General features: G+C 59.4%; 23 protein-coding genes and 1 pseudogene. 11 read left to right on the forward strand and 13 right to left on the reverse strand.

Features of this window, described 5'->3' with window-relative positions; all coding sequences use genetic code 11:
- Window positions 1-166: 166 nt before the first annotated feature.
- The 6 genes from GGQ85_RS02995 to GGQ85_RS03020 form a co-directional block, all read right to left on the reverse strand.
- Window positions 167-658: a pyridoxamine 5'-phosphate oxidase family protein gene (locus GGQ85_RS02995; protein WP_309773298.1), complete on the reverse strand. Its 492-nt coding sequence runs from the start codon at window positions 656-658 to the stop codon at window positions 167-169.
- Window positions 659-942: 284 nt separating this feature from the next.
- The gene (locus GGQ85_RS03000; protein ID WP_309773299.1) at window positions 943-1,185 is read right to left on the reverse strand and encodes a hypothetical protein; all 243 of its coding nucleotides are present in this window, start codon (window positions 1,183-1,185) and stop codon (window positions 943-945) included.
- A gap of 26 nt (window positions 1,186-1,211) precedes the next feature.
- On the reverse strand, window positions 1,212-2,417 hold the full coding sequence (locus tag GGQ85_RS03005; protein ID WP_309773300.1) for an NAD(P)/FAD-dependent oxidoreductase: 1,206 nt from the start codon (window positions 2,415-2,417) through the stop codon (window positions 1,212-1,214).
- Between the two features lie 3 nt (window positions 2,418-2,420).
- The gene (locus GGQ85_RS03010) at window positions 2,421-4,421 is read right to left on the reverse strand and encodes a LodA/GoxA family CTQ-dependent oxidase (protein WP_309773301.1); all 2,001 of its coding nucleotides are present in this window, start codon (window positions 4,419-4,421) and stop codon (window positions 2,421-2,423) included.
- 117 nt (window positions 4,422-4,538) lie between these two features.
- Window positions 4,539-4,829, reverse strand: coding sequence for a twin-arginine translocation signal domain-containing protein (locus tag GGQ85_RS03015; RefSeq protein WP_309773302.1), 291 nt, complete (start codon window positions 4,827-4,829; stop codon window positions 4,539-4,541).
- A 712-nt stretch (window positions 4,830-5,541) separates the two neighbouring features.
- On the reverse strand, window positions 5,542-6,795 hold the full coding sequence (locus tag GGQ85_RS03020) for an MFS transporter (RefSeq protein WP_079448234.1): 1,254 nt from the start codon (window positions 6,793-6,795) through the stop codon (window positions 5,542-5,544).
- Window positions 6,796-7,250: 455 nt separating this feature from the next.
- On the opposite strand from GGQ85_RS03020, the gene GGQ85_RS03025 reads away from it, so the two are divergent.
- The 4 genes and pseudogenes from GGQ85_RS03025 to GGQ85_RS03040 all read left to right on the forward strand — a co-directional run bounded on the left by GGQ85_RS03025 (window position 7,251) and on the right by GGQ85_RS03040 (window position 9,536).
- Window positions 7,251-7,610 carry a PRC-barrel domain-containing protein gene (locus tag GGQ85_RS03025; RefSeq protein WP_309773303.1) on the forward strand — a complete coding sequence of 120 codons (360 nt, stop codon included), beginning with the start codon at window positions 7,251-7,253 and terminating at the stop codon, window positions 7,608-7,610.
- Between the two features lie 66 nt (window positions 7,611-7,676).
- Entirely contained in the window at window positions 7,677-7,865 is a 189-nt protein-coding gene (locus tag GGQ85_RS03030; RefSeq protein WP_309773304.1) for a hypothetical protein, read from the forward strand.
- Between the two features lie 115 nt (window positions 7,866-7,980).
- Window positions 7,981-9,036: pseudogene (locus GGQ85_RS03035) on the forward strand (type III polyketide synthase); the annotation flags it as partial.
- On the forward strand, window positions 9,033-9,536 hold the full coding sequence (locus tag GGQ85_RS03040) for an isoprenylcysteine carboxyl methyltransferase family protein (protein ID WP_309773305.1): 504 nt from the start codon (window positions 9,033-9,035) through the stop codon (window positions 9,534-9,536). The pseudogene GGQ85_RS03035 and the gene GGQ85_RS03040, both read left to right, overlap by 4 nt.
- Before the next feature lie 242 nt (window positions 9,537-9,778).
- Here GGQ85_RS03040 and GGQ85_RS03045 read toward each other — a convergent pair whose 3' ends face one another.
- The 4 genes from GGQ85_RS03045 to GGQ85_RS03060 form a co-directional block, all read right to left on the reverse strand.
- Window positions 9,779-10,432, reverse strand: a complete 654-nt coding sequence (locus tag GGQ85_RS03045) for a hypothetical protein (RefSeq protein WP_309773306.1) — start codon at window positions 10,430-10,432, stop codon at window positions 9,779-9,781.
- A gap of 138 nt (window positions 10,433-10,570) precedes the next feature.
- Window positions 10,571-10,813 (reverse strand): hypothetical protein, encoded by a 243-nt coding sequence (locus GGQ85_RS03050; protein WP_079448240.1) that lies wholly within the window; start codon window positions 10,811-10,813, stop codon window positions 10,571-10,573.
- 211 nt (window positions 10,814-11,024) lie between these two features.
- The gene (locus tag GGQ85_RS03055) at window positions 11,025-11,210 is read right to left on the reverse strand and encodes a hypothetical protein (protein WP_079448241.1); all 186 of its coding nucleotides are present in this window, start codon (window positions 11,208-11,210) and stop codon (window positions 11,025-11,027) included.
- 134 nt (window positions 11,211-11,344) lie between these two features.
- Window positions 11,345-11,926 carry a YqaA family protein gene (locus tag GGQ85_RS03060; RefSeq protein WP_079448284.1) on the reverse strand — a complete coding sequence of 194 codons (582 nt, stop codon included), beginning with the start codon at window positions 11,924-11,926 and terminating at the stop codon, window positions 11,345-11,347.
- A gap of 241 nt (window positions 11,927-12,167) precedes the next feature.
- Here GGQ85_RS03060 and GGQ85_RS03065 point away from each other — a divergent pair, with 241 nt between their 5' ends.
- The 6 genes from GGQ85_RS03065 (at window position 12,168) to GGQ85_RS03090 (ending at window position 19,944) form a co-directional block, all read left to right on the forward strand.
- Entirely contained in the window at window positions 12,168-13,226 is a 1,059-nt protein-coding gene (locus tag GGQ85_RS03065) for an ABC transporter substrate-binding protein (protein ID WP_309773307.1), read from the forward strand.
- 114 nt (window positions 13,227-13,340) lie between these two features.
- A complete protein-coding gene (locus GGQ85_RS03070; protein WP_309773308.1) occupies window positions 13,341-15,113 on the forward strand; it encodes a glucan ABC transporter ATP-binding protein/ permease in 1,773 nt (590 codons plus the stop codon).
- Window positions 15,114-15,414: 301 nt separating this feature from the next.
- Window positions 15,415-16,806, forward strand: a complete 1,392-nt coding sequence (locus GGQ85_RS03075; RefSeq protein WP_374708839.1) for a D-alanyl-D-alanine carboxypeptidase family protein — start codon at window positions 15,415-15,417, stop codon at window positions 16,804-16,806.
- A 187-nt stretch (window positions 16,807-16,993) separates the two neighbouring features.
- Window positions 16,994-18,676, forward strand: a complete 1,683-nt coding sequence (locus GGQ85_RS03080; protein WP_309773309.1) for a long-chain fatty acid--CoA ligase — start codon at window positions 16,994-16,996, stop codon at window positions 18,674-18,676.
- A gap of 48 nt (window positions 18,677-18,724) precedes the next feature.
- Window positions 18,725-19,279, forward strand: a complete 555-nt coding sequence (locus tag GGQ85_RS03085; protein ID WP_309773310.1) for a DUF924 family protein — start codon at window positions 18,725-18,727, stop codon at window positions 19,277-19,279.
- Between the two features lie 179 nt (window positions 19,280-19,458).
- Complete coding sequence (locus GGQ85_RS03090; protein WP_309773311.1) at window positions 19,459-19,944, forward strand: peroxiredoxin; 486 nt, start codon at window positions 19,459-19,461, stop codon at window positions 19,942-19,944.
- Window positions 19,945-20,075: 131 nt separating this feature from the next.
- Here the strand turns inward: GGQ85_RS03090 and rnhA are convergent, their stop codons facing one another.
- From rnhA to ispH, 3 genes are all read right to left on the reverse strand, one after another.
- Window positions 20,076-20,531: a ribonuclease HI gene (gene rnhA / locus GGQ85_RS03095; protein WP_079448249.1), complete on the reverse strand. Its 456-nt coding sequence runs from the start codon at window positions 20,529-20,531 to the stop codon at window positions 20,076-20,078.
- Window positions 20,528-21,508: a homoserine kinase gene (locus tag GGQ85_RS03100; RefSeq protein ID WP_079448250.1), complete on the reverse strand. Its 981-nt coding sequence runs from the start codon at window positions 21,506-21,508 to the stop codon at window positions 20,528-20,530. The genes rnhA and GGQ85_RS03100 overlap by 4 nt, the downstream gene beginning before the upstream one ends.
- Before the next feature lie 132 nt (window positions 21,509-21,640).
- The gene (gene ispH, locus GGQ85_RS03105; protein ID WP_079448251.1) at window positions 21,641-22,603 is read right to left on the reverse strand and encodes a 4-hydroxy-3-methylbut-2-enyl diphosphate reductase; all 963 of its coding nucleotides are present in this window, start codon (window positions 22,601-22,603) and stop codon (window positions 21,641-21,643) included.
- A gap of 235 nt (window positions 22,604-22,838) precedes the next feature.
- Here ispH and GGQ85_RS03110 point away from each other — a divergent pair, with 235 nt between their 5' ends.
- Window positions 22,839-23,543, forward strand: a complete 705-nt coding sequence (locus GGQ85_RS03110) for a DUF1013 domain-containing protein (protein WP_309773312.1) — start codon at window positions 22,839-22,841, stop codon at window positions 23,541-23,543.
- The last annotated feature ends 86 nt before the right edge of the window (window positions 23,544-23,629 follow it).

A 23,629-nucleotide genomic window follows, 5' to 3' on the forward strand; every position in this document is an offset into this window, starting at 1 on the left:
TCCATCGCCATCTCGTCCGTCATGGACGAAAGGTCGACCATCGTGAATGTCACTCCCTTTCTAGTCACGTAGGTCTTGATGCTGCCGCTTCGTCCTAACCTAGTTGCATCCGCCGTCCCCTCTTCGGCGACCGGCTTCAAACGGTCCATGCGTTTGCATATCAAACCTACATCTTGACCGTCACCTTCCGGTTCTCGCCCAGGTTCGGTTTCTTGCCGGTCAACCTCGCCTTGGCGAACTCGAATACAGTCGCGACGCTGCTTGTCGGCCCGTCCCATAATTCCACAGTAGAAGGTTCAATCTGCAACAGGCATACGTTAGGATCGCTCGGTCCTCCCGGCCACCATAATTCATCTGTCTTTCGCCACGCCGCCTTCGTCAGGTCGGCATCGTGGATGATGCAGGCGCGCCCGGTGATTGACAGGTAGGCTTTATCACTCGAGTCGATAAACACGAGGCCGACGTCGGGCCGTGCCTCAATCTCTTCTTCCTTCGGGCTGTGGATATCGGTTACGAAGAAAATCAGGCCAGCGTCACGGTCAGGCCTTGCTTCGAGCGGTCGCGCGCGCAGTCCATCAGCAAACTGCGTCGTCAGCATGCAAACGACAACTTTTTCAATGATGTCCCAGATCCGTTCGATGTCGTTTTTCCTGCTCATGGAAACACCTCTTATAGCGACAAGCCCTCACGCGCTCGACGCTGCCGATTTTTGCCCGTCACGGCCATAGACAGCGGTGCTTTCCACTTTGTCGCTGTGCCGATAAGAGTTTCTCAATCTGCCATCGTGGCCTCTGAATTGAGAAGCTACGGAACATCAACGCCGCCACTAGCGCTCCGTTCCGGAAAGGCAAGGGAAACGCCAGCACATCGGACTGATCAAACGCGTCCTGACTTGCGCCAATGAGCATGACCTACAGTAAAGACGGCAGATCTATAGCCACGTCAATTTCTGTTGCTGGTGCTATCTATCGCCGCCGGATCAACCGCCCCGCGCTCCCCCTTCTGAACCGCCGAAACCAGCGCGTTGACGCTAACCAAAGCTGCAGCGACTAGAATTGCGGCCAATAGCACCTCAATTTTCATTTCGCTTTTCATATCACTCAACCTTTTGACCCAGATGCGGCCACTGCGCATTTGCTCCTTCTGATGTGCGCCGCCGTTGCAAGATTTTAAGGTCGGTTCCAAAAGAAAAAGTCGCCTGGGCACGAGATCTAGCGACCGGCTTCATTCGCCAGCTGCCGCCGACGTCGCCAGAACAGCTGATCGAACCAGCGGGACTGGATGCCATAGTAGAAATCTCGTTGCGACACGTACGTCTGCCAGAGTTGGCGCTGCTGTTGATCGTATCGATGGATGTAGCTATTGCGGCCGTCCAATCCCGCAGCACCCTGCGGAGCGTCCGTCAACGCGTAGTGAATCATATGCCCGGCATGGCTCGCCGTCCTGAGCGCCGTGTCGATACCTTGCGACGACAGCGGATCATAGGCTTGTGCCGCATCACCCACCGCCATCCAGGCGTCGCCGCAAAAGTTTCCCAGTCGTTGGCTATTGGCCGGCGCTCCCCGGATGATCCCGCAAGGGTGATACCCTCCGGCTTTGAGCAAAGGCGCAATATGCGTCGAACCGTCCAGCAGTTGATCGAAGCCTTGCCGCGACGCCGCCAGCCTCGCCGCCGGCAAATCCTTATCGGTGTGCAAAACCACCAGCCGCCGGGTTTGATTGTCTTCGAAGCCGGGCAAGCGGTTGCTGTACCACCAGCCGTATGGCGCGGCCTCAACACGGGTATAACGGTCATCATCACCGCCCGAGCAGGAAAACCATTGCGCATAGGCGAACAGCCGGTCTCTATGACTTAGTGTCGGGACACCAAGTATGCGGGCCACGACCGCTTGGCGACCCGAACAATCGACGAGATAACGGGCGCGATCCTGCCGAGTGCCGTTACGCGAGGTGAGCGTCAGTTGCCAATTGAAATTGCCGCCTTCAATCCGCGTGCAGGACTGGAAACAGACATCTTTGAGCAAGGTCGCACCCGCCGCGACCGCTTTCGTACGCAGCGCTTCATCGAACGCTAGCCGGTCGACGCAGAGGCCATGGCCGGCCGACGCGAAGAAAAAGTCCGCGATCTCGGCCTGTTCGGTTCCCCATAGCGAGATGTTGCCGGCAGTTCTGAAAAGACCAGGAAGTTGCTGCTCGGGACTTTCAATATCTCCCAGGAAGTGTCTGACCAGCCCCATCGACGTGGGCGGCAGGGACTCGCCAAGCTTGAAGCTGGGCGACGCGCGCTTCTCCACCAGCAGCACGCGCTGCCCGTACTTCGCGAGCGTGATGGCGGTTGCAGCCCCCGCGGGTCCGGAACCAACAATGACGACGTCCCATGTTGTCCCGGTCGGGTCGAGCAACGGCGCCGACGCCACTGATCATTTGCTCTTGGCGGGCGGCCGGTTCAGGGCCGGATCACGCTCTTGTTCGGCGAACACGATCTGACCGTTGGCTCTCAGGAAGCTGCCATCCTCATTCTTGACCGGCAGCACCATCCCCAATCTTGACCAGGCATAAGCCATCTGATGGTAACCATCGGCAGACGAGAGCGGTTCACCGTGCTCATCGTATCCGCGGAACCATTCCTTGTAGGTTCGGGTCTGGCTCTTCCTGTCGTATTCGAAAACGATATCCGGCCGCTGCGTCGGCCACCACAACACGTTGCACGACCAGAAGTCGCCTTGCCAGGGGCTCGACATGTAGGCGGAGAGCGATCCAGGCTCGATGCCCTTGTCGACGCGGAACGCCTCAGCAAAATTTTCCCGATACAGAATCAAATACGGGAATTCGATCCCCGGATGGAAACCGCCGCCGATCGTGGGTTCGAGCGCCGAGCTGTCGAGTGCATGTGGCTGCTCCGCCAGCGGCAAGGTCTCAAGCGCAACGGGTTTTGGTGGAGTGCCAACCTCGAAGTCTCCTTCAGCCCATTCTTTCAGGTGATTGAGTTGCCGATCGGTCAGGCTGAGAAACTGATCGGGCAGGCTCAGTCCCAATTGCTCATTCTGTAACGGCTTGCCTCCGGTGCCCCACAGCCTGGGCATCTTGAAGGGTCCTGCATCGCCCTTGAAGTCGTCGTTCTGCCAGCTGGTTGGACGCGCTGGCGGCGGCGGCATCAGGGAATCAACCAGCCGTCCGCGCTTGCCGGGCGCATGCCGCATCAATTCATAGATCATCTGCCGCGTCGGCTTGCTGTCCTCGCTCGGATCCGTGAAAGCAGTCATGTACTCGGCACTGAGCAGGCTGCCCGGCTGCCCCGGACCGTGAGCGGCGTCCTTGGTGTCAGGTGAAACGCCCCCTGCCGCCGCGTTCACCCAACTGTAGCTAACTGCCTTGGCGAAGATCGGGAAGACATCTCGGTAGAAGTTCGTCTTCTTCCATACGTGGGGGTAAGACTCAGGAAAAGCCTCGTAAACGCGATCCAGAATAGAGACCACATGATACATGTGAGGTGCAAACTTCGGTGGCGCGGTAACGATCCAGGCTCCTGCACGCGGATTCCGCGTTCCTTCGTCCGTCGCTGATTTCACGTTGTCGCGCGTGCTCAGTACAGTTCCGTCCTTCAGCGTGACGGTGACGTCGATTTCACCACAGCACGTGTCGTCCCACCAACCCGGAATGTTGAAGTAGGCGAACTGGTTCGTCAGCGGATTCTTACCGTCCTCCGGACCGTTCGGAGGGCTCATTGTTTCGCTTGGGTTCGACAATACGACCTTGGGCGTGGTGACACATTCGCCCTTCCCGGGTGCGGGAACGAACAGCAGCCGGTCCTTCGAATCCAACCGAAGCTGCCCGAGTTCGATATCCCTGGCGGCCTTGTAAGTGACATCAACTTCTTTCGAAGGATCCTTTGGGGTGAAACCCTCAAACCGCAATTCGCCCGGCAACGTCCCCTTCTCGATGTCCCTGAAAACATCACCTCTCATGATCACTGGTTCGGTCTGCCCCGAAGCGATCGTATGCACCCCCGGGTCGATGATCAGCTTGTCGCGTTCGATCGGCTTCATACCGGGCTGGATGGAAGGGTTTCGCAATTTGTCCGGATCAAACAGATACGCACCCTGAAATGCATAATTCGCCGCTTTCATGTTTCTGACATGAACCCGCCAGCGAACGGATTGTACGAGGTCGGAATGGGAGGTCAGTTCTGCGACGACCTTCTCGTTGGCGTCGTAAGCATAGATGCGGTATCGCTGCGCTTGGCGTTTCAGTCGCGCGTTACTATCGCGGTAGGTTCCACCGTTTGGTCCGGGACCATTGCTCCCGCCGGGATCGACGACAACGCCCGGCGTTTCTGGCCCGATGTAAAACTCGTCACTGGTGCCCAGACGAGCGATGCCGATACCGGGATGAATGCGAATGCTCTTGATCTTCTCGGCCAAAGCTCATTGTCTCCAGAAATCGCTATTGTCGGAAAGAGCACCGGAAACATCAATATCCAAGCATCCTCACCTAAAGGAGGATCAAATAATACTTTTGACGAAAGAAATTCGGGTTGCTTAGAGCGATGCCTTAACGATTTTCCAATCCAGCAGGTCTGCGGAGGCGACTGCATACCGGTTACCGAAATGCTCGATATTGGCGTAAGTCCGTCCGTTTGATTGCGAGTAATTCCGTACAGAGAAACCACCACCGAAGTTGGCCTTGATCGATTTTTCGACCTGCAAGCGGGATGCCGCAGCCGATGCGCGATTCGTGTTTTCACCGCTCGCGGCGCTGACGATCCCCGGCAGCAACAGGACAGAGACAGCTGCGCATCCTTTGACAAAGTCTCTACGCTTGATGTCCATGATCTGGACCCTGCTAAAGGATAATTCGAAATGAGTTGAACGACCTTAAGTGGTCGGTGGGTGTAAAGGCACGACAGAGACACAATACGACAGAGACATAGAGCGGGTTCAGCGTGGAGCGTGCGTGGACTAAAAATCACCCCAAAATATGATCGAGATGGCTGCCTTATGCAAGCTAGGTCGTTTCAAGGTATTCGTGTGATCTGCAAACGCACCGCAACCTTAGACAACTGGATCATTTGGGATTTGTACGAAATGATGTCGCTGAAGCACATAATCAGCGGCGGAATTCCGCTGAGGCGAAGCGCGCGCAATCTGTTCGCTGCTGAACAGCCTGTATCGAAGGTGGCCGTTGGCCGTAGAGCCGAACCTTAAAAGCGCCCGCGGATTTCCAGAGCGAGCGAGGACCCTCATACCGATCGTACCAAAATACCTGACCCGTCGGCATGCGGAGCAGCGGATGTGCCAAAAACCTTAGGAACAGACGATCTGCCTTAGCGTTCTATGCCATTCATCTCGCATCTGGAGATACCGATGGCCGACGCACAACGCAACGATCGCGGGTCCAGGTTGGGAAGCGGTCGCAAATCAACGATGGCTGAGCGCTTCCTCTCCTATGTCAAACGATTCTGTCCGTATTCAAGTTAAAGGCCCGGCGTGTCCAAAGGACAGAGCCGGGCCTCATCACATTTCATCCTTTCCGAACCTCACCTCAGTGAGCGGGCGCGGACTCCGCAATCGCGTGAATAGGTTTGACGTTCTTGAAACCCACGCGCGAGAAGGAGACATAGAACGCGGCGATATTCATGAGCGCCCAGATGAAGAAGCCCAAAGTGTAACCGCCCATGAGAAATTTGCTGCCGGCGAGGATCGCGGTCATGGTGAAACCGCATGCTGCGCCGGCAGCCTTGGCCAGTCCGCTAACCGCACCGACGTGCACGAAGTACATCGGGATCAGTTTGATGACTGCCGCCGCGGCTGCACCGGACAGTAACGCAAGCCCGTAAATAGCGAACAGCTCGATGGTCAGCGAGATCTGCAAGGCCAGGAGCACCGCCAGCGCGGACATCAATCCGAACATTATGCTCAAGATGCTGAGAACATCGTAACGGTCGGCGAGCCAGCCCCCCAATGGTCGAGTAATGGCAACGCAGACCACCAGAATCGGCGTATAGACCGCAACCGCAGTCGTTGGATCCACGCGCCAATGATCAACCAGATAAGTCGGCATCGTTGACGCGAAGAAAACCAACGTGCCAAACGCAACCCAATAAAGACCGGGAACGAGCCATACGACGATGCCCGAGCGGTAGACGGCGAAGATCTCGCTCATCGACGTATTCTTGAGCACCCGGTTCGGCGGATCAGACGTAAAGAACATGTAGACCGCCGCCATGAACAACGTGGGAATAGCGAATATCGGGAATATCATCCGCCATCCGTCCGGATCATTTTTGTCAAAAACGTTCGTGATCAAGAACGTGACGGCCATCATGCCGACTGTAATCCCGACATTGCCCATAGCAAAAAGGCCAAGGGCGGTCCCTTGTTTCGATTTAGGGTACCAGGACGACACATGGGCATTGCCGACCACGAAACTCGCGCCGCCAAGTCCGAGCATCGTTCCCAGAAACAGGAAGCCGTAATAGCTCTCGGCGAAGGTTCCCAAAATCAGGACCACGGAGAGAGCCACAAGCAAAAGCGTGAAAACCGTCCGGCCGCCGTACTTGTCAGCCCAGATGCCGAGCGGAATGCTGATAGCGGCCGCAAAAAGCGGCTCCATCGCAGCGAGGATCAGCACCTGGGTGCTTGTAAAATGATACCACTCGATCAGAAAGGGAGCGAGTGCGGAAAACATTCCCCAAATTGCGAAACCGAGGGAGAATGCCAAGGTTGAGATCCACAACACCCTTGGGTTACCTGACGGCTCTGCCGCCTGGTTAGCCCCGACATTTAAATTTTCCACGGTCGCTCCTCATCATAACTTCTGTATCGCCGGCGCGACGCCAACTTACCGGGCGACACCAAATGGGGACTCTTGGCGTCGTTATGTCAACTGCTTGACATAGTAACTCGCGGCAAGCTTCGCGTCTATCGATTTTCCGAAAAGGCCCGATCAAGGGTCACGCTGATCGCCTGATCACAATGGCGCATGACCGATCAGGCAGTTCGGTCAGACGCTCGCGCGACCGATGACGACAGAATCGATGGAATGGTCGCCGGGCCCTGCTCCCGCGAACGGCATCCGCTTCGCTTGAAAAACTGTAGCCCGCAGGGCGGAGACTCCTCAAATGCCTTTGGTCCCGGTCGAAAGCAGGCTCTCTGTCGAGCTACCCGGTTTTGTTTAGTCCTTCCGGAACACGCCGCTCGGGAACTTTTGGTGCGTTCGACGCTTCTGCTTTCTGTCCTGGGAGGATGCCTATGACCTTGGAAGAAAACGAAACCAGCAACTTGATCGGCAGCGACAAAGTCGAAGGGACGGCCGTCTTTGGCCCCGACAACGAAAAGATCGGTTCGATCGAGCGGGTTATGATCGAAAAGACAAGCGGCCGTGTTTCGTATGCCGTCCTGAGTTTTGGCGGATTCCTTGGAATCGGCGACGACCATTATCCTTTGCCTTGGCATACCCTGAAATATGACATTCTACTCGGCGGCTATCGGACCGGCGTAACCATCGAACAACTCCAAAGTGCCCCGAAATATCGGGTTGGGAGCGGCTGGGATGGGGCCGAGCCAGCGCGAACCAAGACGGTCGACGACTACTATGCCGCCAGTTTCTAGAAGGACATAGGAGCCCGCAGCCTCTGTCATCTGCCCGTCCCATCCACAACTTCAAGGGCGATATGAATGAACGAGTCTGAACAATTGCTTGGCCGTGCGGTTTTGCAGCTCTGGCCTGAACTTAAGCGGGATGTTCAGGAACAGATCTTCGAGGCCGCATCAGTTGATCCTGAAGTTCGGCGCCGCCTGGCCGTGCTGCTCCATGATCAACACCCCAGAACAGCGTTCCCGCCTCAACCCCGTTCGCTCGCCTAGGCGGACTGAGACCTGAATTGAAACTTGAGCCCATCCGCACGCGCATAGAGACGTTAGCTGCGAAAGCTTTTCGCGGCGGCTGCGTGTATGAGGAGACAATAGGAGCAGGAGCGATGATATGAAACACACGGCCGCTTTGCTTTCAATGGCGACCGGGGTTCCGCCCAATGTGTTTCATCAGTCGCAAATTCTCGACGCGGCGCGTTTCATCTTAGGCTCGCGATATCCGCAGTTCGAAACGTTATCCGCTCTTTTCGCCAACACAGGCATCCAGCACCGCTACGGCGTGAAGCCGATTGAATGGTATTGCGAGCCGCGGGGCTGGCCGGAGCGAACTCAAGCCTTTCTGGACGGCGCGGAAGCACTATTCGTCGACGTCGCGCAAAAGGCCATGGAGCGGGCCGATCTTGGCGCAACTGACATCGACACCGTCGTTACGGTGTGTTCGACCGGCATCGCCACCCCGACGCTTGAGGCCCGCGTCGCCGGCAGGCTTGGCTTCCGAACGGATGTGTCGCGCGTGCCGGTGTTTGGGCTCGGCTGCGCCGGCGGCGTCGCGGGATTATCCATTGCATCGCGATTGGCGCAAGCCCGGCCAGGCACCAACGTGCTCCTCGTGGTCCTCGAACTTTGCACGCTTGCCGTTCGCCACGACGAACTGACGAAGGCCAATATCGTTGCCGCCAGCCTGTTCGGCGATGGGGCTGCGGCCGTCGTGCTGCGCGCCGGAGATGGAGGTGCAACACGTATCGAGGCGACCGGCGAGTACCTCTGGCCGAACACGCTCGATATTATGGGATGGCGCGTAGACCCTGAAGGATTCGGCGTGATCTTCCAGCGGACAATTCCGGACTTTGTGCTCGCGCACATGAAGCCGGGTGTCACCGCAGTTCTGTCCGGGCTGGGTCTCTCGATCGGAGACATCGACCGCTTCATTTGCCATCCCGGTGGCGCAAAGGTCATCGTCGCGATCGAGCGCGCTTTCTCCCTCGATCAGGGAACTCTCGATCACGAACGAAGCGTCATCGCCGATTACGGCAACATGTCAGCGGCCACCGTCTTGTTTGTACTCGAACGCGCCCGCGCACAGGGCCTGCCCTCGCGGTCGCTTGTGACCTCGCTGGGCCCGGGCTTCACCGCTAGCTGCGTCACGCTGCGTCACGCCGCGTGACTCTCGCCGCTCTCATTCTCGCGCTGGTTACAGTGCAGCGGCTAGGCGAACTTATCCTGTCCCGTTACAATACCGCGAAACTATTGGCGCGGGGCGCGATCGAGATCGCGCCTGGTCATTATCCGCTGATCGTCGCGACCCATGCCGCCTGGCTGATCGCATTGTGGGCGTGGGGCCGCGATCAGGATGTCAACTTCGTCGCCCTTTCGGTTTTCATTCTGCTCCAGGTGTTTCGCTTGTGGGTACTCGTAACCCTCGGACCACGATGGACCACGCGCATCATCGTCTTACCTGATGCGCCGATGGTAACATCGGGACCTTACAGATACTTGTCGCATCCGAACTATGCGATCGTTGTCGCGGAAATCGCAGTGTTACCGCTCGCGCTTCATCTGTATCTGCTGGCGCTTGTCTTCACTGTCCTGAACGCGCTGGTGCTCAGTATCCGCATTCGCGCCGAAACCCGCGCGCTTGCAACGGTACGCGAACGGCGGCCATGATCTGAGCCTCTCCGCTTGTTTGTCCACCATTTTTGGAGGCTCCAATATGCTGGTGAATGGAAAATGGACATCGGACTGGCAACCGGTCCAGTCCAAGGATCGTCCCGAAGGGTCCGGACCTCAGTGACTTCGGCCTTTAATGTGCGAGACGTGGGTAAGAACGACATAACGGCCGTCGGACGTACGAGTGGTACTCGGCAAGCCAATTCGACGCCGGCCGGGACGTCAAATGGCGAACAGCCTCAGATCAGCGAAGCCACCGCCTCCAGCCCGATGATGCGCGCCAGCGCACGCACCTCCTGCTTCTGGTCCTCTCGCAGCCTGGTCAACAACGGCTGGGCCGCGACCTTGATCTGCTCGATCTCACCGGCTCCGAGCGAGGCGTTCTTGCCCGGCGCCGAACGCCGCTCATGGATTTTATAGGCGGCATCGCGCAATGCGCTTTCCACGGCTGGCCAGTAGGGCTCTTGCCCGGGCGTCAGTCGCAGCCTTCCTTTCAACGCAGCGATCTGCATATCGCTAAGCAGCGAATAATCCTTCTGAATGGACTGGTTTGCGAGTTTAGGTCGGGGACGTGGCAGCGGCGGGTCCTCGATCGGTGGCGTCGACGGCGCAATCTCGGTGTCGAGGGGAAGCTCGGTCGCAACCGCCGGCCGCAGCGATCCTGACAACGTCAGATCGGCGCCAGCGTCAGGCACAGCAGTCTGAACCGGAAGCCTGTCTGCCTTGCTCTCGCGATTGGCTGCCAGCTCCGTCGGTTCTGATTCCACGGACACTGGAGACGGCGTTGCAACAAACCGGACCATCAGAACGTTGCCGCGGCCGAATATCGCCGCCAGCGCCACCCCCGTGACAACGCAGCACGCAAGCGCCAGAATCGTCATCGTCCGCGTCAAAAAGGCCTCCAGTCCAGTTCACGAGCGGAGCCGATTGATCCTCACAACTCGATATGAATCAAGGCTTGCCTGGACAAGACCGGGCTGGGCGGCCGATATTCACATGCAATCCGAATCTCGGGACGCGGTGGCCCGCAGTCAGGCTGCCAGAATATAGGCGTCCTGGATGTCGGCGACGAGTTCGGATACTTCCCAGATTGCATTTGGCGGGATGGCGTTCATGCTGACCGTCCAGTTGGCGCCTCTACGGGTCTTCGGCGTGCTGACGATGTCGAACTGCACCTCGCGGCACAATGGATGCCTGCCGAACGCCGCGGTCACTCGCGCCTGTAATTCCTGGATGGTCGCCGGTGTTCTTACCGACGCAATGTCGTGTTCCATCGGCCTTATGCCCGCCCGAACGGTATCTGGCCTCTTTCGGCAGATACATACCGGTCTCGGACAAGGTGTCTGATAGTGGTTAATGAGGTCTTAACAACGGAACCGCCCCCCAAGGAGTCCTCTGGTTCCGCTCAGAGCGGACTTGGAACGAACCGCCCCTGGAACACTCCCCACGACGAGTTCACGAAGCTGGCGATCCCGTCCGGCACAATTACTTGGTCCGTTTGAGTTCCTCCAGCACCTCATCGATGGTCGCAAGATGCGTTTCCACGGCCTGGCGAACCAGCGTGTAGGGCTTGGGATCATCCGGGTCGTCCGCCCTTCGAACAACAAAGCCACGTTTGAAGGCCATCGCCCTCGCCTGCCTGAATTTTTCCAGGTCATCATTGACCGTCATCTTGTGGCCCTCCCTCCTCCGCCGTTAAAAAGCGATCTCGCCCGAACTGCGGCCTCCATCTATTCCAACTCTGCCCTGTTCATCAATGCAAACGCTTCGGGCGCATGCGCTGCCCTTTGGGTCGGGATGATGCTTCAGATCAAGCGGAATGCGATCACGAATCCCAGGACGATAACGGCAGCACCGATGGACACCCAAAGACCGAGCCGCTTTTCGATTTCGTGGCGAATGGCGTCGCCGAAGCGATCGAGCAGGATCGCGACGATGAAGAAGCGGCCCCCCCGGGCGATGATCGAGCACAGGATGAAGAGCCAGACATCGTATCCGGCGAAACCCGATGTGATGGTGACGAGCTTGTAGGGAATCGGCGTCAGGCCCTTGCCGATGATGATCCACGCGCCCCAATGCGCATACGACGCGCGAAACGCTTCGACCTTGTCGCCAAGTCCATACAGATGAATGAGCCATTGGCCGACCGAGTCGTAGAGTAATGCGCCGATCGCATAGCCTAGCACGCCGCCGGCAACCGAGGCGATCGTGCATACGGTCGCGAACAGCCAGGCCCGTTGTGGCCGCGCCAGCGCCATCGGCAGCAACATGACATCAGGCGGCACCGGAAAGAATGAGCTTTCAGCGAAAGCCACTGCGGCCAAAATCCAGAGCGCATAGGGCTTGTCAGCGGCGGCGATGCACCAGTTGTAGGTCCGTCTCAGCATGGCGCGATCAACCATCGCAGAGCCGATTTGTCCATGGCTGATGCGAAGATTCAGCGGTGCTTGCACAGCGAACTGGGGCCGACGGTCGACTCACCCATCGGTTCCCGACGGAGTGTAAAAGACAACCCGAATGCGCGACATATTGCAGCGGTCATCGCGCATTTAAATTGCCTCTGATAGACTGCAACCGAGTTACGGTCGCGCGTTGCGGCCCCACAATCAGTCCGCCGCAGCATCTTCCATGCAAATGCGCTCTATACGTCTCTGGTATGTCCTCCTTGTGCTCGTGAGCGCGGTCGGCGTTGCATACCTCGGCGTTGCGGGCGGCCGGGCCGACGCCGGCGCGCCAACCGAGATCAAATTCTCGCTCGACCGCCCGATCGATGCCGCCGTCGCTCCGGTCGTTCTGGCATCGACCAGGGGGCTATTCAGCGCGGAAGGCCTGAATGTCACGACGATGGCCGCCACCGACACGGCGGACGCCATTGCGCGCGTCGCGGTCGGCACGAGCGAACTGGCGCTCGCCGACCTCAACGCCCTGATCCGCTTTCGCGATCAGCCAGGCGTACGGCCAATCAAGGCGGTGTTCGTGCTGTTCGACAAAACGGCTTACGCCTTCATTGCGCGCAAGAGCCGGGGCATCACCACGCTTGCCGACATCGAGGGCAAAACGGTCGGCGTCACCGATGGCGATCTTTCCATCAGACTGTGGCCTGCACTCGCACGGCGCAACGGATTGAAACTCAAGGCCGTGAAGCTGCAGCAGATCGGCCCCGCCGTTCGTGAACCGATGCTGTCGGCGGGCCAGCTCGACGCCATATCCGGCCTGTCGTACCTGTCGGCGATCGACCTGCGCAATCGCGGTATTCCGGCCGACGATATCACCGTGCTGCGATTTTCCGACTACGGCTGCGCCTCCTATGGCAAGGCCCTGATCGTCAACCCGGAATTCGCAGCCGACAAGCCGGAAGCGGTGAAGGCATTTGTGCGCGCGGTGATCGCCGGTCTGCGACTTACCATCAGGGAGCCCGCGCAGGCTGTCGATGACGTGCTAGGTCAGATGGCTAGCGGATCACGGGCCGTCGAACTGCAACGCCTGCATGCGGTCCTGAGCGACAACATTCTGACTAGCGAGGTCAGACACAGAGGCATCGGCGGTATCGACCCGGTCCGGTTCGAGACGTTGCTCGACCAGATCGCCGAAAATTTCAAGTTCCGAAATCGTCCGGCGGCCACGGATATTTTTGACAGCAGTTTTTTACCACCCGCCAGCGACCGCAAGATCACGCAGGCCGAGTAGACGGCACGAGGAAACTGTATTCCGCTGCCGGCCCGGCTATAGCGTTTTCGAGCGAACCGGTATTCACGTCGCTCGAAACCGCTATAGTGTTGCGATCCGCAAGAGCCTCTTCCAATGTCAATGGTCCGCCTTTATACGCGCGTTCTTGAATTGCTTGGCAGAGAAGCGCGGCTTGGCTGGATTTTAGCCGGCGCCAATCTGCTGCTGGCCGGCGCGCAGTTCGCCGAGCCGGTGCTGTTCGGCCGCATCGTCGACGTACTCTCCGGCAATCCCGCCGCGGGTCCTTTCGGGACAACTTCGACCTCGCCGTGGCCGCTGCTGGCGGTTTGGGTGGCCTTCGGCCTCTTCACGATCCTGTGCGGCGTGATCGTGGCCTTGCAGGCCGACCGTCTTTCCCATCGCCAGCGCCAGGCCGTGCTGACGGGCTATTTCGAGCACATTATGCAGTTGCCGCTCACCTACCATGCCGGCACCCATTCGGGACGGCTGATGAAGGTAATGCTGCAAGGCACGGACGCCCTGTGGCGGCTGTGGCTCGGATTCTTCCGCGAGCATTTCGCGGCGATGATGTCGCTCGTGGTGCTGCTGCCGCTATCGCTCTATATCAACTGGCGGCTGGCGATCCTGTTGTTCGCGCTTTGCATCATATTCACGATGCTGACGACGCTGGTGGTTCGCAGAACCTTCGATATGCAGAACGAGGTGGAGGCGCATTTCAGCGACCTCTCTGCGCGCGCCTCCGACGCCCTCGGTAACGTCGCACTGGTGCAGAGCTTTGTGCGCGTCGATGCCGAGGTTCAGGGCCTGCGGTTCGTCGTCGACAAGCTGCTGGCGGCGCAGATGCCGGTGCTGTCGTGGTGGGCCGTCGTCACCGTGATGACGCGCGCCTCGACCACTATCACCATCCTGGCGATCTTCGCCGTCGGCATCGTGCTGAATCAGCGGGGGATGACATCGGTCGGCGAGATCGTGATGTTCGTGAGCTTCGCCACCATGCTGATCCAGAGGCTCGAGCAAGTGGTAGCCTTCATCAACAGCGTGTTCATGGAGGCGCCGCGGCTCAAGGAGTTCTTCAACGTGCTCGACGCCGTTCCGGCGGTGCGCGACCGTCGCGACGCCGTCGACGCCGGGCGATTGCAGGGACTCATCGAATTCCATGACGTGTCGTTCTCCTATGACGGCAAGCGGCCCGCGGTGGAGGATCTGTCGTTCGTCGCGTTGCCGGGCGAGACCATCGCATTGGTCGGCCCGACCGGCGCCGGCAAGTCCACCGCCGCCGCGCTGCTGCATCGCGCGTTCGATCCGCAGTCCGGCAGCATCAAGATCGATGGCATGGACATCCGTGACCTGACGCTGACCTCGTTGCGGCGAAACATCGGCGTGGTGTTTCAGGAGGCACTGCTGTTCGACCGCTCGATCGCGGAGAACCTGCGCGTCGGCAAGCCTGACGCCACCGAGAAGGAGATGCGGTTCGCCGCCGAGCGGGCCCAGGCGCTCGACTTCATCGAACGCGGCGAGAAAAAATTCGACACCCATGCCGGCGAGCGCGGGCGAATGCTGTCCGGCGGCGAGCGGCAGCGGCTATCGATTGCCCGCGCGTTGCTGAAGGACCCGCCGATCTTGATCCTCGACGAGGCAACCAGTGCGCTCGACGCAGTGACCGAGGCCAAGGTCAATGCCGCGCTCGACGAGGTGATGAAGGGACGCACGACATTCGTCATCGCGCACCGGCTGTCCACCATCCGCAACGCCACGCGTATTCTGGTTTTCGAGAACGGGCGTGTGATCGAAAACGGAACCTTTGACGAACTGGTGGCGAACGGCGGCCACTTCGCTCAACTTGCGAAAGCGCAATTCATGACGCAAGAGAGTACCCCAGCAGGCTAGCCATCGTCGCGAACCAGCCCAACCGTCGAAATTCGGCCCCTTTCGTTGGGGAATTAGGCTGTGAGCCATCTGTTCTGGCTTGCCAGGCCGGTATAGATTGGAGCCGCCGCGTCGACGGCGCCTGGACACGCTTGAAACCTAGCGCGTATTCCGCAAAAGTGGATACCGGTTTTGCGATCAGAATACGCGCAGTTACTCATTGAGAGCATTTCTTACGGTTAAGTCGGACTCCCCTTAGCCGGAAAATACTCGAGAAGCAGGCCTCCTTGCCAAAGTGAGGTCTCAAAGGACCGGAACAACCGTGCATTCTTGCTTCGTCCTGTTTCGCAAATGGCTGCCGATCTGGATGGTCCTTGCTGCCGGATTGCTGGTTGCGGTCGCGCCACTGCGCGCAGCTCATGCCACCGAAGCGCATCTGCTGATCGAGGCGGACACCGGAAAGGTGCTGGAAGCCGAGAATGCCACCTTTCCCTGGTATCCGGCCTCAGTCACCAAGCTCATGACCGCTTACGTCACGTTGATGGCGGTCAAGCACGGACGCATCACGCTCGACACGCTGTTTACGGTATCGCCGACCGCCACCGCACAATCGCCTTCGAAGATGGGCTTTCGGCCGGGTACGCAGGTGACCGTCGACAACGCGTTGAAGATGATGCTGGTGAAGTCGGCCAACGACATGGCCGTGGTGCTTGCGGAAGGCGTCGGCGGCTCGATCGACGGTTTCTCGGCCGAAATGAACGCGGCCGCGCAGCGGCTTGGCATGACGCAGACGAGCTATGTCAACCCGAACGGCTTGCCTGCCGACGGCCAGATTTCCTCGGCGCGCGACATGGCTATTCTCGCGCGCGCCATCATTCACGATTTGCCTGAATACGAATATTTCGTGCACATCCCCTCGATACGCTACGGCCGCAGGGTGACGCACAATTTCAACAAGCTGATCGGGCGCTTTCCGGGCGCCGATGGCTTTAAAACCGGGTTCATATGCGCCTCCGGATATAATCTCGTTGCATCCGCTACACAGAACGGCAAACGCCTGATCGCGGTGGTGCTCGGCGCATCGTCGGGCACGATGCGCGCTGTGCGCGCCGCGCAAATGCTGGAGCGCGGCTTCGCCAACAATACGATGTCGTGGCTGCGTCCGGCGCTCGGCACTGTTGACGGGCTGGCGCCGATCGCGGCCGCGCCTCCCAATCTGCGCGATGAAATGTGCGGATCGAAACGCGCGCATCCTGCTAGCGATGAAGATAACGATGTTGTCGCCAACACGTCGACGACAAGCGCCGCCGTGATGTCGTTCTTCGCGACTGGCACGCAACCGCCAGCGCTGCGACCGGTGGACATGATGGCGGCAGCTCCGGCGCCCTCGGATCCAATCGTTGTCTATACCGGGCCGACGCGAACCGGTGCTGCCATCGCCGCAGCAGCAGAAGCCGATGCCGCACGCGATGCTCCGCCAAAAGCCGGTAAACGCAGCAAGACTGCCCACAGCAAACGCGACGACAATGCCGCGCCGGAAGCCAAAGCTAATGAAAAATCGAAGAACCAGGTCTCGGTAACGATCAACCCCAATTCCACAAAACCTCCAGCCCATACGAAGCCGGCCGCCAGCAAAAAGCCTGATGCGAAGCGTACCGGTGCCCGGCCAGCTTCCGCCAAGCCGAAAACAGCCGAAGGCAAGTCCAAGCCGTAAACCGCCGCCAGGCGCTGGCCACCAAACCATCGCGGGCCAACCACGCCAAGACAAGCCCTCGAGCCTGCTACGGCGGCACCCATGCGTCGTTACCGCGCAACTGCTTGCCTTGGACAGCCGCCTTGCCCGATATTCCCTGACCACGACATCTTTCTCTCCCTTTGAACAAGGATCACCGGGGCGTCACATGGATCGCATCTGGCTTGGGCAATATCCCGCAGGCGTGCCCGCTGACATCGACGCGTCGCAGTACGCTTCGTTGATCACGTTGCTGGAGGAGAGCTTCGCCAAGTTCAGCGACCGCAAGGCCTTCATCTGCATGGACAAGGCGATAACCTATCGCGAGCTCGACGAGACGTCGCTTGCCCTCGGCGCTTACCTGCAAGGCCGGGGACTGAAAAAGGGCGCGCGCGTCGCGCTGATGATGCCGAACGTCCTGCAATATCCGATTTCGACAGTGGCCGTACTGCGCGCCGGCTATGCCGTGGTCAATGTCAATCCGCTCTACACCCCGCACGAGCTTGAACATCAGCTCAAGGATTCCGGCGCGGAAGCGATCATCGTGCTGGAGAACTTCGCATCGACGGTGCAGCAGGTGATCGGTAAAACCGACGTCAGGCACGTCATTGTCGGCAGCATGGGCGACCTGCTCGGCTTCAAGGGCGTGATCGTCAACTTCGTTGTCCGCTACGTCAGAAAGATGGCGCCGCCGTCATCAATCCCGGGCGCGGTCAAGTTCAACGACGCCCTTGCCGCGGGGCGCGACATGACGCTTGCCCGGCCCGAACTCGCGGCTGACGATGTGGCCTTCCTGCAATATACCGGTGGCACAACCGGCGTCTCGAAGGGCGCGACGCTGCTCCATCGTAACATTCTTGCCAACGTGCTGCAGAACGATGCCTGGCTGCAGCCGGCGCTGACGAAACCGCCGATGATCGATCAGATCTTCATCGTCTGCGCTCTGCCGCTCTATCATATCTTCGCGCTGACCGCGTGCTTCATGCTGGGGATGCGCGCGGGCGGCGTCAATCTGCTAATCCCGAATCCGCGTGACATGCCGGGCCTCGTCAAGGAATTGATGAAGTATCAGATCAACGTCTTCCCGGCGGTGAATACGCTCTACAACGCCCTTCTCAACGCACCCGGCTTCGACCGTGTCGATTTCTCGAAACTCAAGGTGTCGATCGGCGGCGGCATGGCCGTCCAGAAGGTCGTGGCGGAAAGGTGGCTGAAAACGACGGCATGCCCGTTGCTGGAAGGCTACGGCCTTTCGGAAACCTCGCCGACGCTGACCTGCAATCCCGCCGACAGCACCAAATTCTCCGGCTCGATCGGGCTTCCCATGCCCTCGACATACGTCTCCATCCGGGACGATAACGGCCAGGAAGCGCCGCTCGGCGAGCCGGGCGAAATCTGCGTCCACGGTCCACAACTGATGCCCGGCTACTGGAACAGGCCGGACGAGACCGCAAAGGTAATGACGGCGGACGGCTTCTTCCGTACCGGCGACATCGGCATCATGTCCGCGGACGGTTACACCCGGATCGTCGACCGCAAGAAGGACATGATCCTGGTCTCCGGGTTCAATGTCTATCCGAACGAGATTGAGGATGTGATCGCGAGTCATCCGGGCGTGCTGGAATGCGCTGTGGTCGGCGTCAAGGACGAGAAATCGGGTGAGGCGGTGAAGGCTTTCGTGGTGAGGAAGGATCGGAATCTCACATCCGAGGATCTCATCAAGTTCGCGCGGACACAGCTGACGAGCTACAAGGTGCCGAGGCGAATCGAATTCCGCGACACCCTGCCGAAAACCAATGTCGGCAAGATCCTCCGCCGCGCATTGCGCGACGAAGCCAAAGGCCCGGCTTAGCAATCATCTCTCCCGGAGCACAGGGTTCAGGAAAGCGCCTATTCGATCATGACTGATGCAAATCTCCCCTCTCCCGCCGATATCCTCGCCTTCTGGCGAGAGGCCGGCATGTCCAAATGGTATATCAAGAACGACGCGTTCGACGCCGAGGTGCGCCGTCGCTTTCAAAGGCTTTGGGAAGCCGCTCGGGATGGCGAACTCACGGGATGGGAGATGACCGACGACGGCGCGCTGGCGCTCGTCATCGTGCTCGACCAGTTTCCGCGCAACATGTTCCGGGGCGACGCCCGGACCTTCTCGACCGACGATCAGGCGCTAGCCGTCGCCGTTCGTGCCATTGCAGGCGGCGCCGACACGCGCATAGAGCTCGACCTTGTCGAGTTCCTTTATATGCCCCTCATGCATTCCGAGCGGCTCGCGGATCAAGACCGCTGCATTGAGCTATTTCGCGCCCGCGGCCGACCGGACAACCTCAAATTCGCGGAAATCCATGCCGACATCATTTGCCGGTTCGGCCGTTTTCCGCATCGCAATCTTGTGCTCGGGCGCACGACGAGCGCGGAAGAGCAGACGTTTCTCGACGCGGGCGGGTTTGCAGGCTAGCGCGGTTTTGACTTTGATGGATCAAGGCCTGGGCGTTAGCGTTATATTTGAGACGTTTTCGCGATGTAGACCCGAAAGCGCGTTATGGAGGTACGGTGAACGGGTAGCCGTTGCTGTTTCGCTGTTGGAATATTGTACCTCCCTCCCTCCCCACGCTGCCATTCCATGGAGATTTGACGATGACCATCAAAGTTGGCGACCGCCTGCCCGATGCGACGTTTCGTATCATGACCGAGGACGGGGTCCAGACCAAAAGCACCGGCGACATCTTCAAAGGAAAGAAAGTAGCGTTGTTCGCGGTGCCCGGTGCCTACACAGGCACCTGTCATAAACAGCATCTGCCGAGTATTTTCGCTAGCGCTCGCGCCATCAAGGACAAGGGCGTGAACGAGATCGCCATTGTCTCGGTCAACGACGTGTTCGTCCTGAGCGCCTGGAAGCGCGATACCGACCAGCGTAACGAGGCGGTGTTCCTTGCGGACGGCAATGCCGAGTTCGCGAAGGCGATCGGCCTGGAGTTCGACGGCTCCGAGAAGGGTCTCGGCATCCGCTCGAAGCGCTATTCCATGCTGGTCGAGGACGGGGTGGTGAAGAAACTGAACGTCGAGGACTCGCCTGGCAAGGTCGAAGTCTCCGGCGGAGATACGTTGGTCGAGCAGTTGTAAAAATTGATGTCATGCGCGGGCATAGCCGTTCGAAGAACGGCATCGCTCCCGCTCGCTATGACCCGCGCATCCATCTTCTTCGTAGGATTTTTGAAATAGATTGCCGGATCAGCCCGGCAATGAGGGGTGACTTACTTCAGCCGCGCCATCGCCACGCCTTCGCGCGCAAGCTGATCGGCGCGCTCGTTCTCGTCATGGCCGGCGTGGCCCTTGATCCAGTGCCAGCGCACGTCATGAGGCTTCAGCGCATCGTCGAGCCGCTGCCAGAGGTCAGCGTTCTTCACTGGCTTCTTATCGGCGGTACGCCAGCCGTTCCGCTTCCAGTTGTGAATCCAGCCGGTGATGCCTTGCCGTACGTACTGGCTGTCGGTGGTGAGATCGACAAGCGCCGGACGCTTCAGCGCCTCCAGCGCCGAGATCGCCGCCAGCAACTCCATCCGGTTGTTGGTGGTATGCGGTTCGCCACCTTTCAGTTCTTTCTCGATCTCACCGAACCGCAGGATGGCGCCCCAGCCGCCGGGACCCGGGTTGCCTGAGCAGGCGCCGTCCGTGAAAATTGTGACATGCGGAAGCGCGGGCGAATTCACGCCACCAGCCCCGAGAGCGCGACGCCGTAGTCGCGAACGCTGCCCACACGCTGCTGGAAACGCAGCTTGCGGACGTATTCGAGCGGGTCTTTCGGTTTCACCAGCGCGCCGGCGGGCACGTTGAGAAAATCGACCAGCCGCGTCAGCAGAAACCGCAACGCGGCGCCCCGCGCGAGCAAAGGCAACGCCGCCTGTTCGGCCTCCGACAGCGCGCGCTCGCAATTGTAGGCGGCAAGCAGCGCCCGGGCCTTGGTGACGTTGAAGGAATGATCCGGCTCGAAACACCAGGCGTTGAGGCAGATCGCGACGTCATAGGCCAAGAAATCATTGCAAGCGAAATAGAAATCGATCAGCCCCGACAACCTCTCGCCGAGAAACAGCACGTTATCAGGAAACAGGTCGGCATGGATCACGCCAGCCGGCAGCTTCTCCGGCCAGTGTGCTTCAAGGTGGTCGAGTTCAGCCTTGAGAAAATCGTGCAAACCCTGTTGCACGGTATCGATGCAAGCTCCGGCCTGTTCGAACAGCGGCCGCCAACTGGACACCGACAGCGCATTAGCGCGGCTCATGGGGAAATCACCGCCGGCGAGATGCAGCTTCGCCAGCGCAGCGCCAGTCGCGGCGCAATGAGCGACGTTCGGCTTCCGTGGCCACACGCCCTCGAGAAAATCGATGATGGCGGCAGGACGCCCCGCGAGTCGGCCAAGCGTTTCGCCGCCGCGCGCCTTGACCGGCTGCGGACACACAATGCCGTGGGTCGCAAGATGACCCATCAAACCGAGAAAGAACGGCAGGTCGTCGATGGCGACGCGCTTTTCATAGAGCGTCAGGAAAAACGATCCGGAGGTGGTGTGCAGCAGATAGTTAGAGTTCTCGACGCCTTCGGCGATGCCCTTGTAGGACAGTATCTCGCCGATATCGTAGGCTTTCAGAAAATCCGCAAGCTCCTCGGCGGCGACGTCGGTGTAGACCGCCATCTCGTATCCTCGTTCCGGTCCCGGTCGTGCTACAGCGTTTTCGAGCGAAGTGGGTACCGGTTGGCGTGAAGAAAACGCGTCAAATCAGAATCATAGAGCCTCGCTTCTGATTCCATCAGAAGCGGAAAGACCTTAGGCGGCGTCAGGCCGCAGCGAGCGGGGCAGCGGGAAAAACTCGTTTTCTTCCGCAGCCGAAACCGTTTCCACCTCGAGTTCATAGCACGCAGCGAATGCGTCCATGATTTCCTCGACGATGACTTCGGGCGCCGACGCGCCCGCGGTGATCCCAAGGCTTCTGATGCCCTCGAACATGCTCCAGTCGAGATCGCTGGCGCGCTGCGCAAGCACGGATACTTTGCAACCCTCGCGCTCGGCAACTTCGCGCAGCCGCTGCGAATTGGAGGAGTTCGGCGCTCCGACCACGATCAGCGCGTCGACCACCGGCGCGACCTTCTTGACGGCCAACTGGCGGTTGGTGGTGGCGTAGCAGATGTCTTCCTTGTGCGGACCATGGATGTCCGGAAAGCGTTGCTTCAGTACCGCCACGATCTCGGCGGTGTCGTCGATGGACAGCGTGGTTTGAGTCACGAAAGCAAGATTACCGGCATCTTTCGGCGTGAATTTCTCGGCGTCCTCGGCGGTTTCGATCAGAGTCACCGCACCCGCCGGCAATTGCCCGACGGTGCCGACAACTTCCGGGTGATGGGAATGCCCGATCAGCAGAATCTCGTGACCGCGCTTGAAATGGATCGCCGCCTCGCGGTGAACCTTGGTCACGAGAGGACAGGTAGCATCGAGCGAAAAGAAATTGCGCCTCTGAGCGTCTGCAGGAACCGACTTCGGCACGCCATGGGCGGAAAAAACCACCGGCGCCTTGGTGTCGTCGGGGATCTCCGCGAGTTCCTCGACGAAGATCGCTCCCTTGGCGCGAAGGCTATCGACAACATAGCGATTGTGGACGATTTCGTGACGCACATAGACCGGCGCGCCATACAGAGTCAGCGCACGTTCCACGGTATCGATCGCCCTGACCACCCCGGCGCAGAAGCCGCGGGGCGAGCAAAGCACGATTTTAAGTTTTGGTTTAGCATTCATGAGACGATCCGGGCCGAATCATCCCACACCGGCGGGGCGGGAACGGCCAATACTTAAGAGATGACTTTGGACGGCTTTCGGGCGCTGTCAAGGCAGGTTCCGTAAACCAGGGATCGACAGAGCAAACCATTGCGCGGCCGACCTCCGGCAGCATATATAGACCCCAATTCCCGTCATCGTCGATGACCAAAAGGCTTTGCTCTGAGGGGTGGGCAAAGCGCAAAGGAGATTTGCCATGAGCAATGCACCGCTGATGCCGAAAGCGACTGCCGTGTGGCTCGTCGACAATACCGCGCTGTCGTTCGATCAGGTCGCCGACTTCACCAAGATGCATCCCCTGGAGGTCCGCGCCATTGCTGATGGCGATGCCGCCCAGGGCATCAAGGGCATGGACCCGATCTCCACCGGCCAACTCACCCGCGACGAGATCGAAAAGGGCGAAAAGGACCCGGACTACCGCCTCAGGCTCAGTGAGAGCAAAGTGGTGCTGCCACCGGCGGCCAAGAAAAAGGGCCCCCGCTACACCCCGGTGTCACGCCGCCACGAGCGGCCAAGCGCGATCCTCTGGCTCGTGCGCAATCATCCGGAATTGAAGGACGCTCAAATCATGCGTCTGGTAGGCACGACCAAAACCACGATTGCCGCGGTGCGCGACCGCACCCACTGGAACGCTTCGACTCTGACTCCGATGGATCCGGTGACGCTGGGGCTTTGCTCGCAGATCGAACTCGATTTCGAGGTGCAACGCGCGGCCAAGGAGAAGCCGACCGATCAGCAGTATGGCGGCGCTACCTTGCTGCCGGCGTCCGAGACCACCCGTCAGGACGGCGAATTCGAACCTACCGAAAAGCAGCAGGACGATCTCAACGTCGATGCCGTATTCGCCAAGCTGAAGACAATCGGCGGCAAGAAGGCCGAGGAGGAGGAGGAAAAAGAATAAAGCAGCTCAAGATTTTGCCGTTTCTCGGCGCACGCGAGTTCCGTGCGCGGGAAATGTCAGCGATCCAATCCGAACACTGCAACCTA

Source organism: Nitrobacter vulgaris (genome assembly GCF_031453995.1).
Taxonomy (GTDB): Bacteria; Pseudomonadota; Alphaproteobacteria; order Rhizobiales; family Xanthobacteraceae; genus Nitrobacter; species Nitrobacter vulgaris.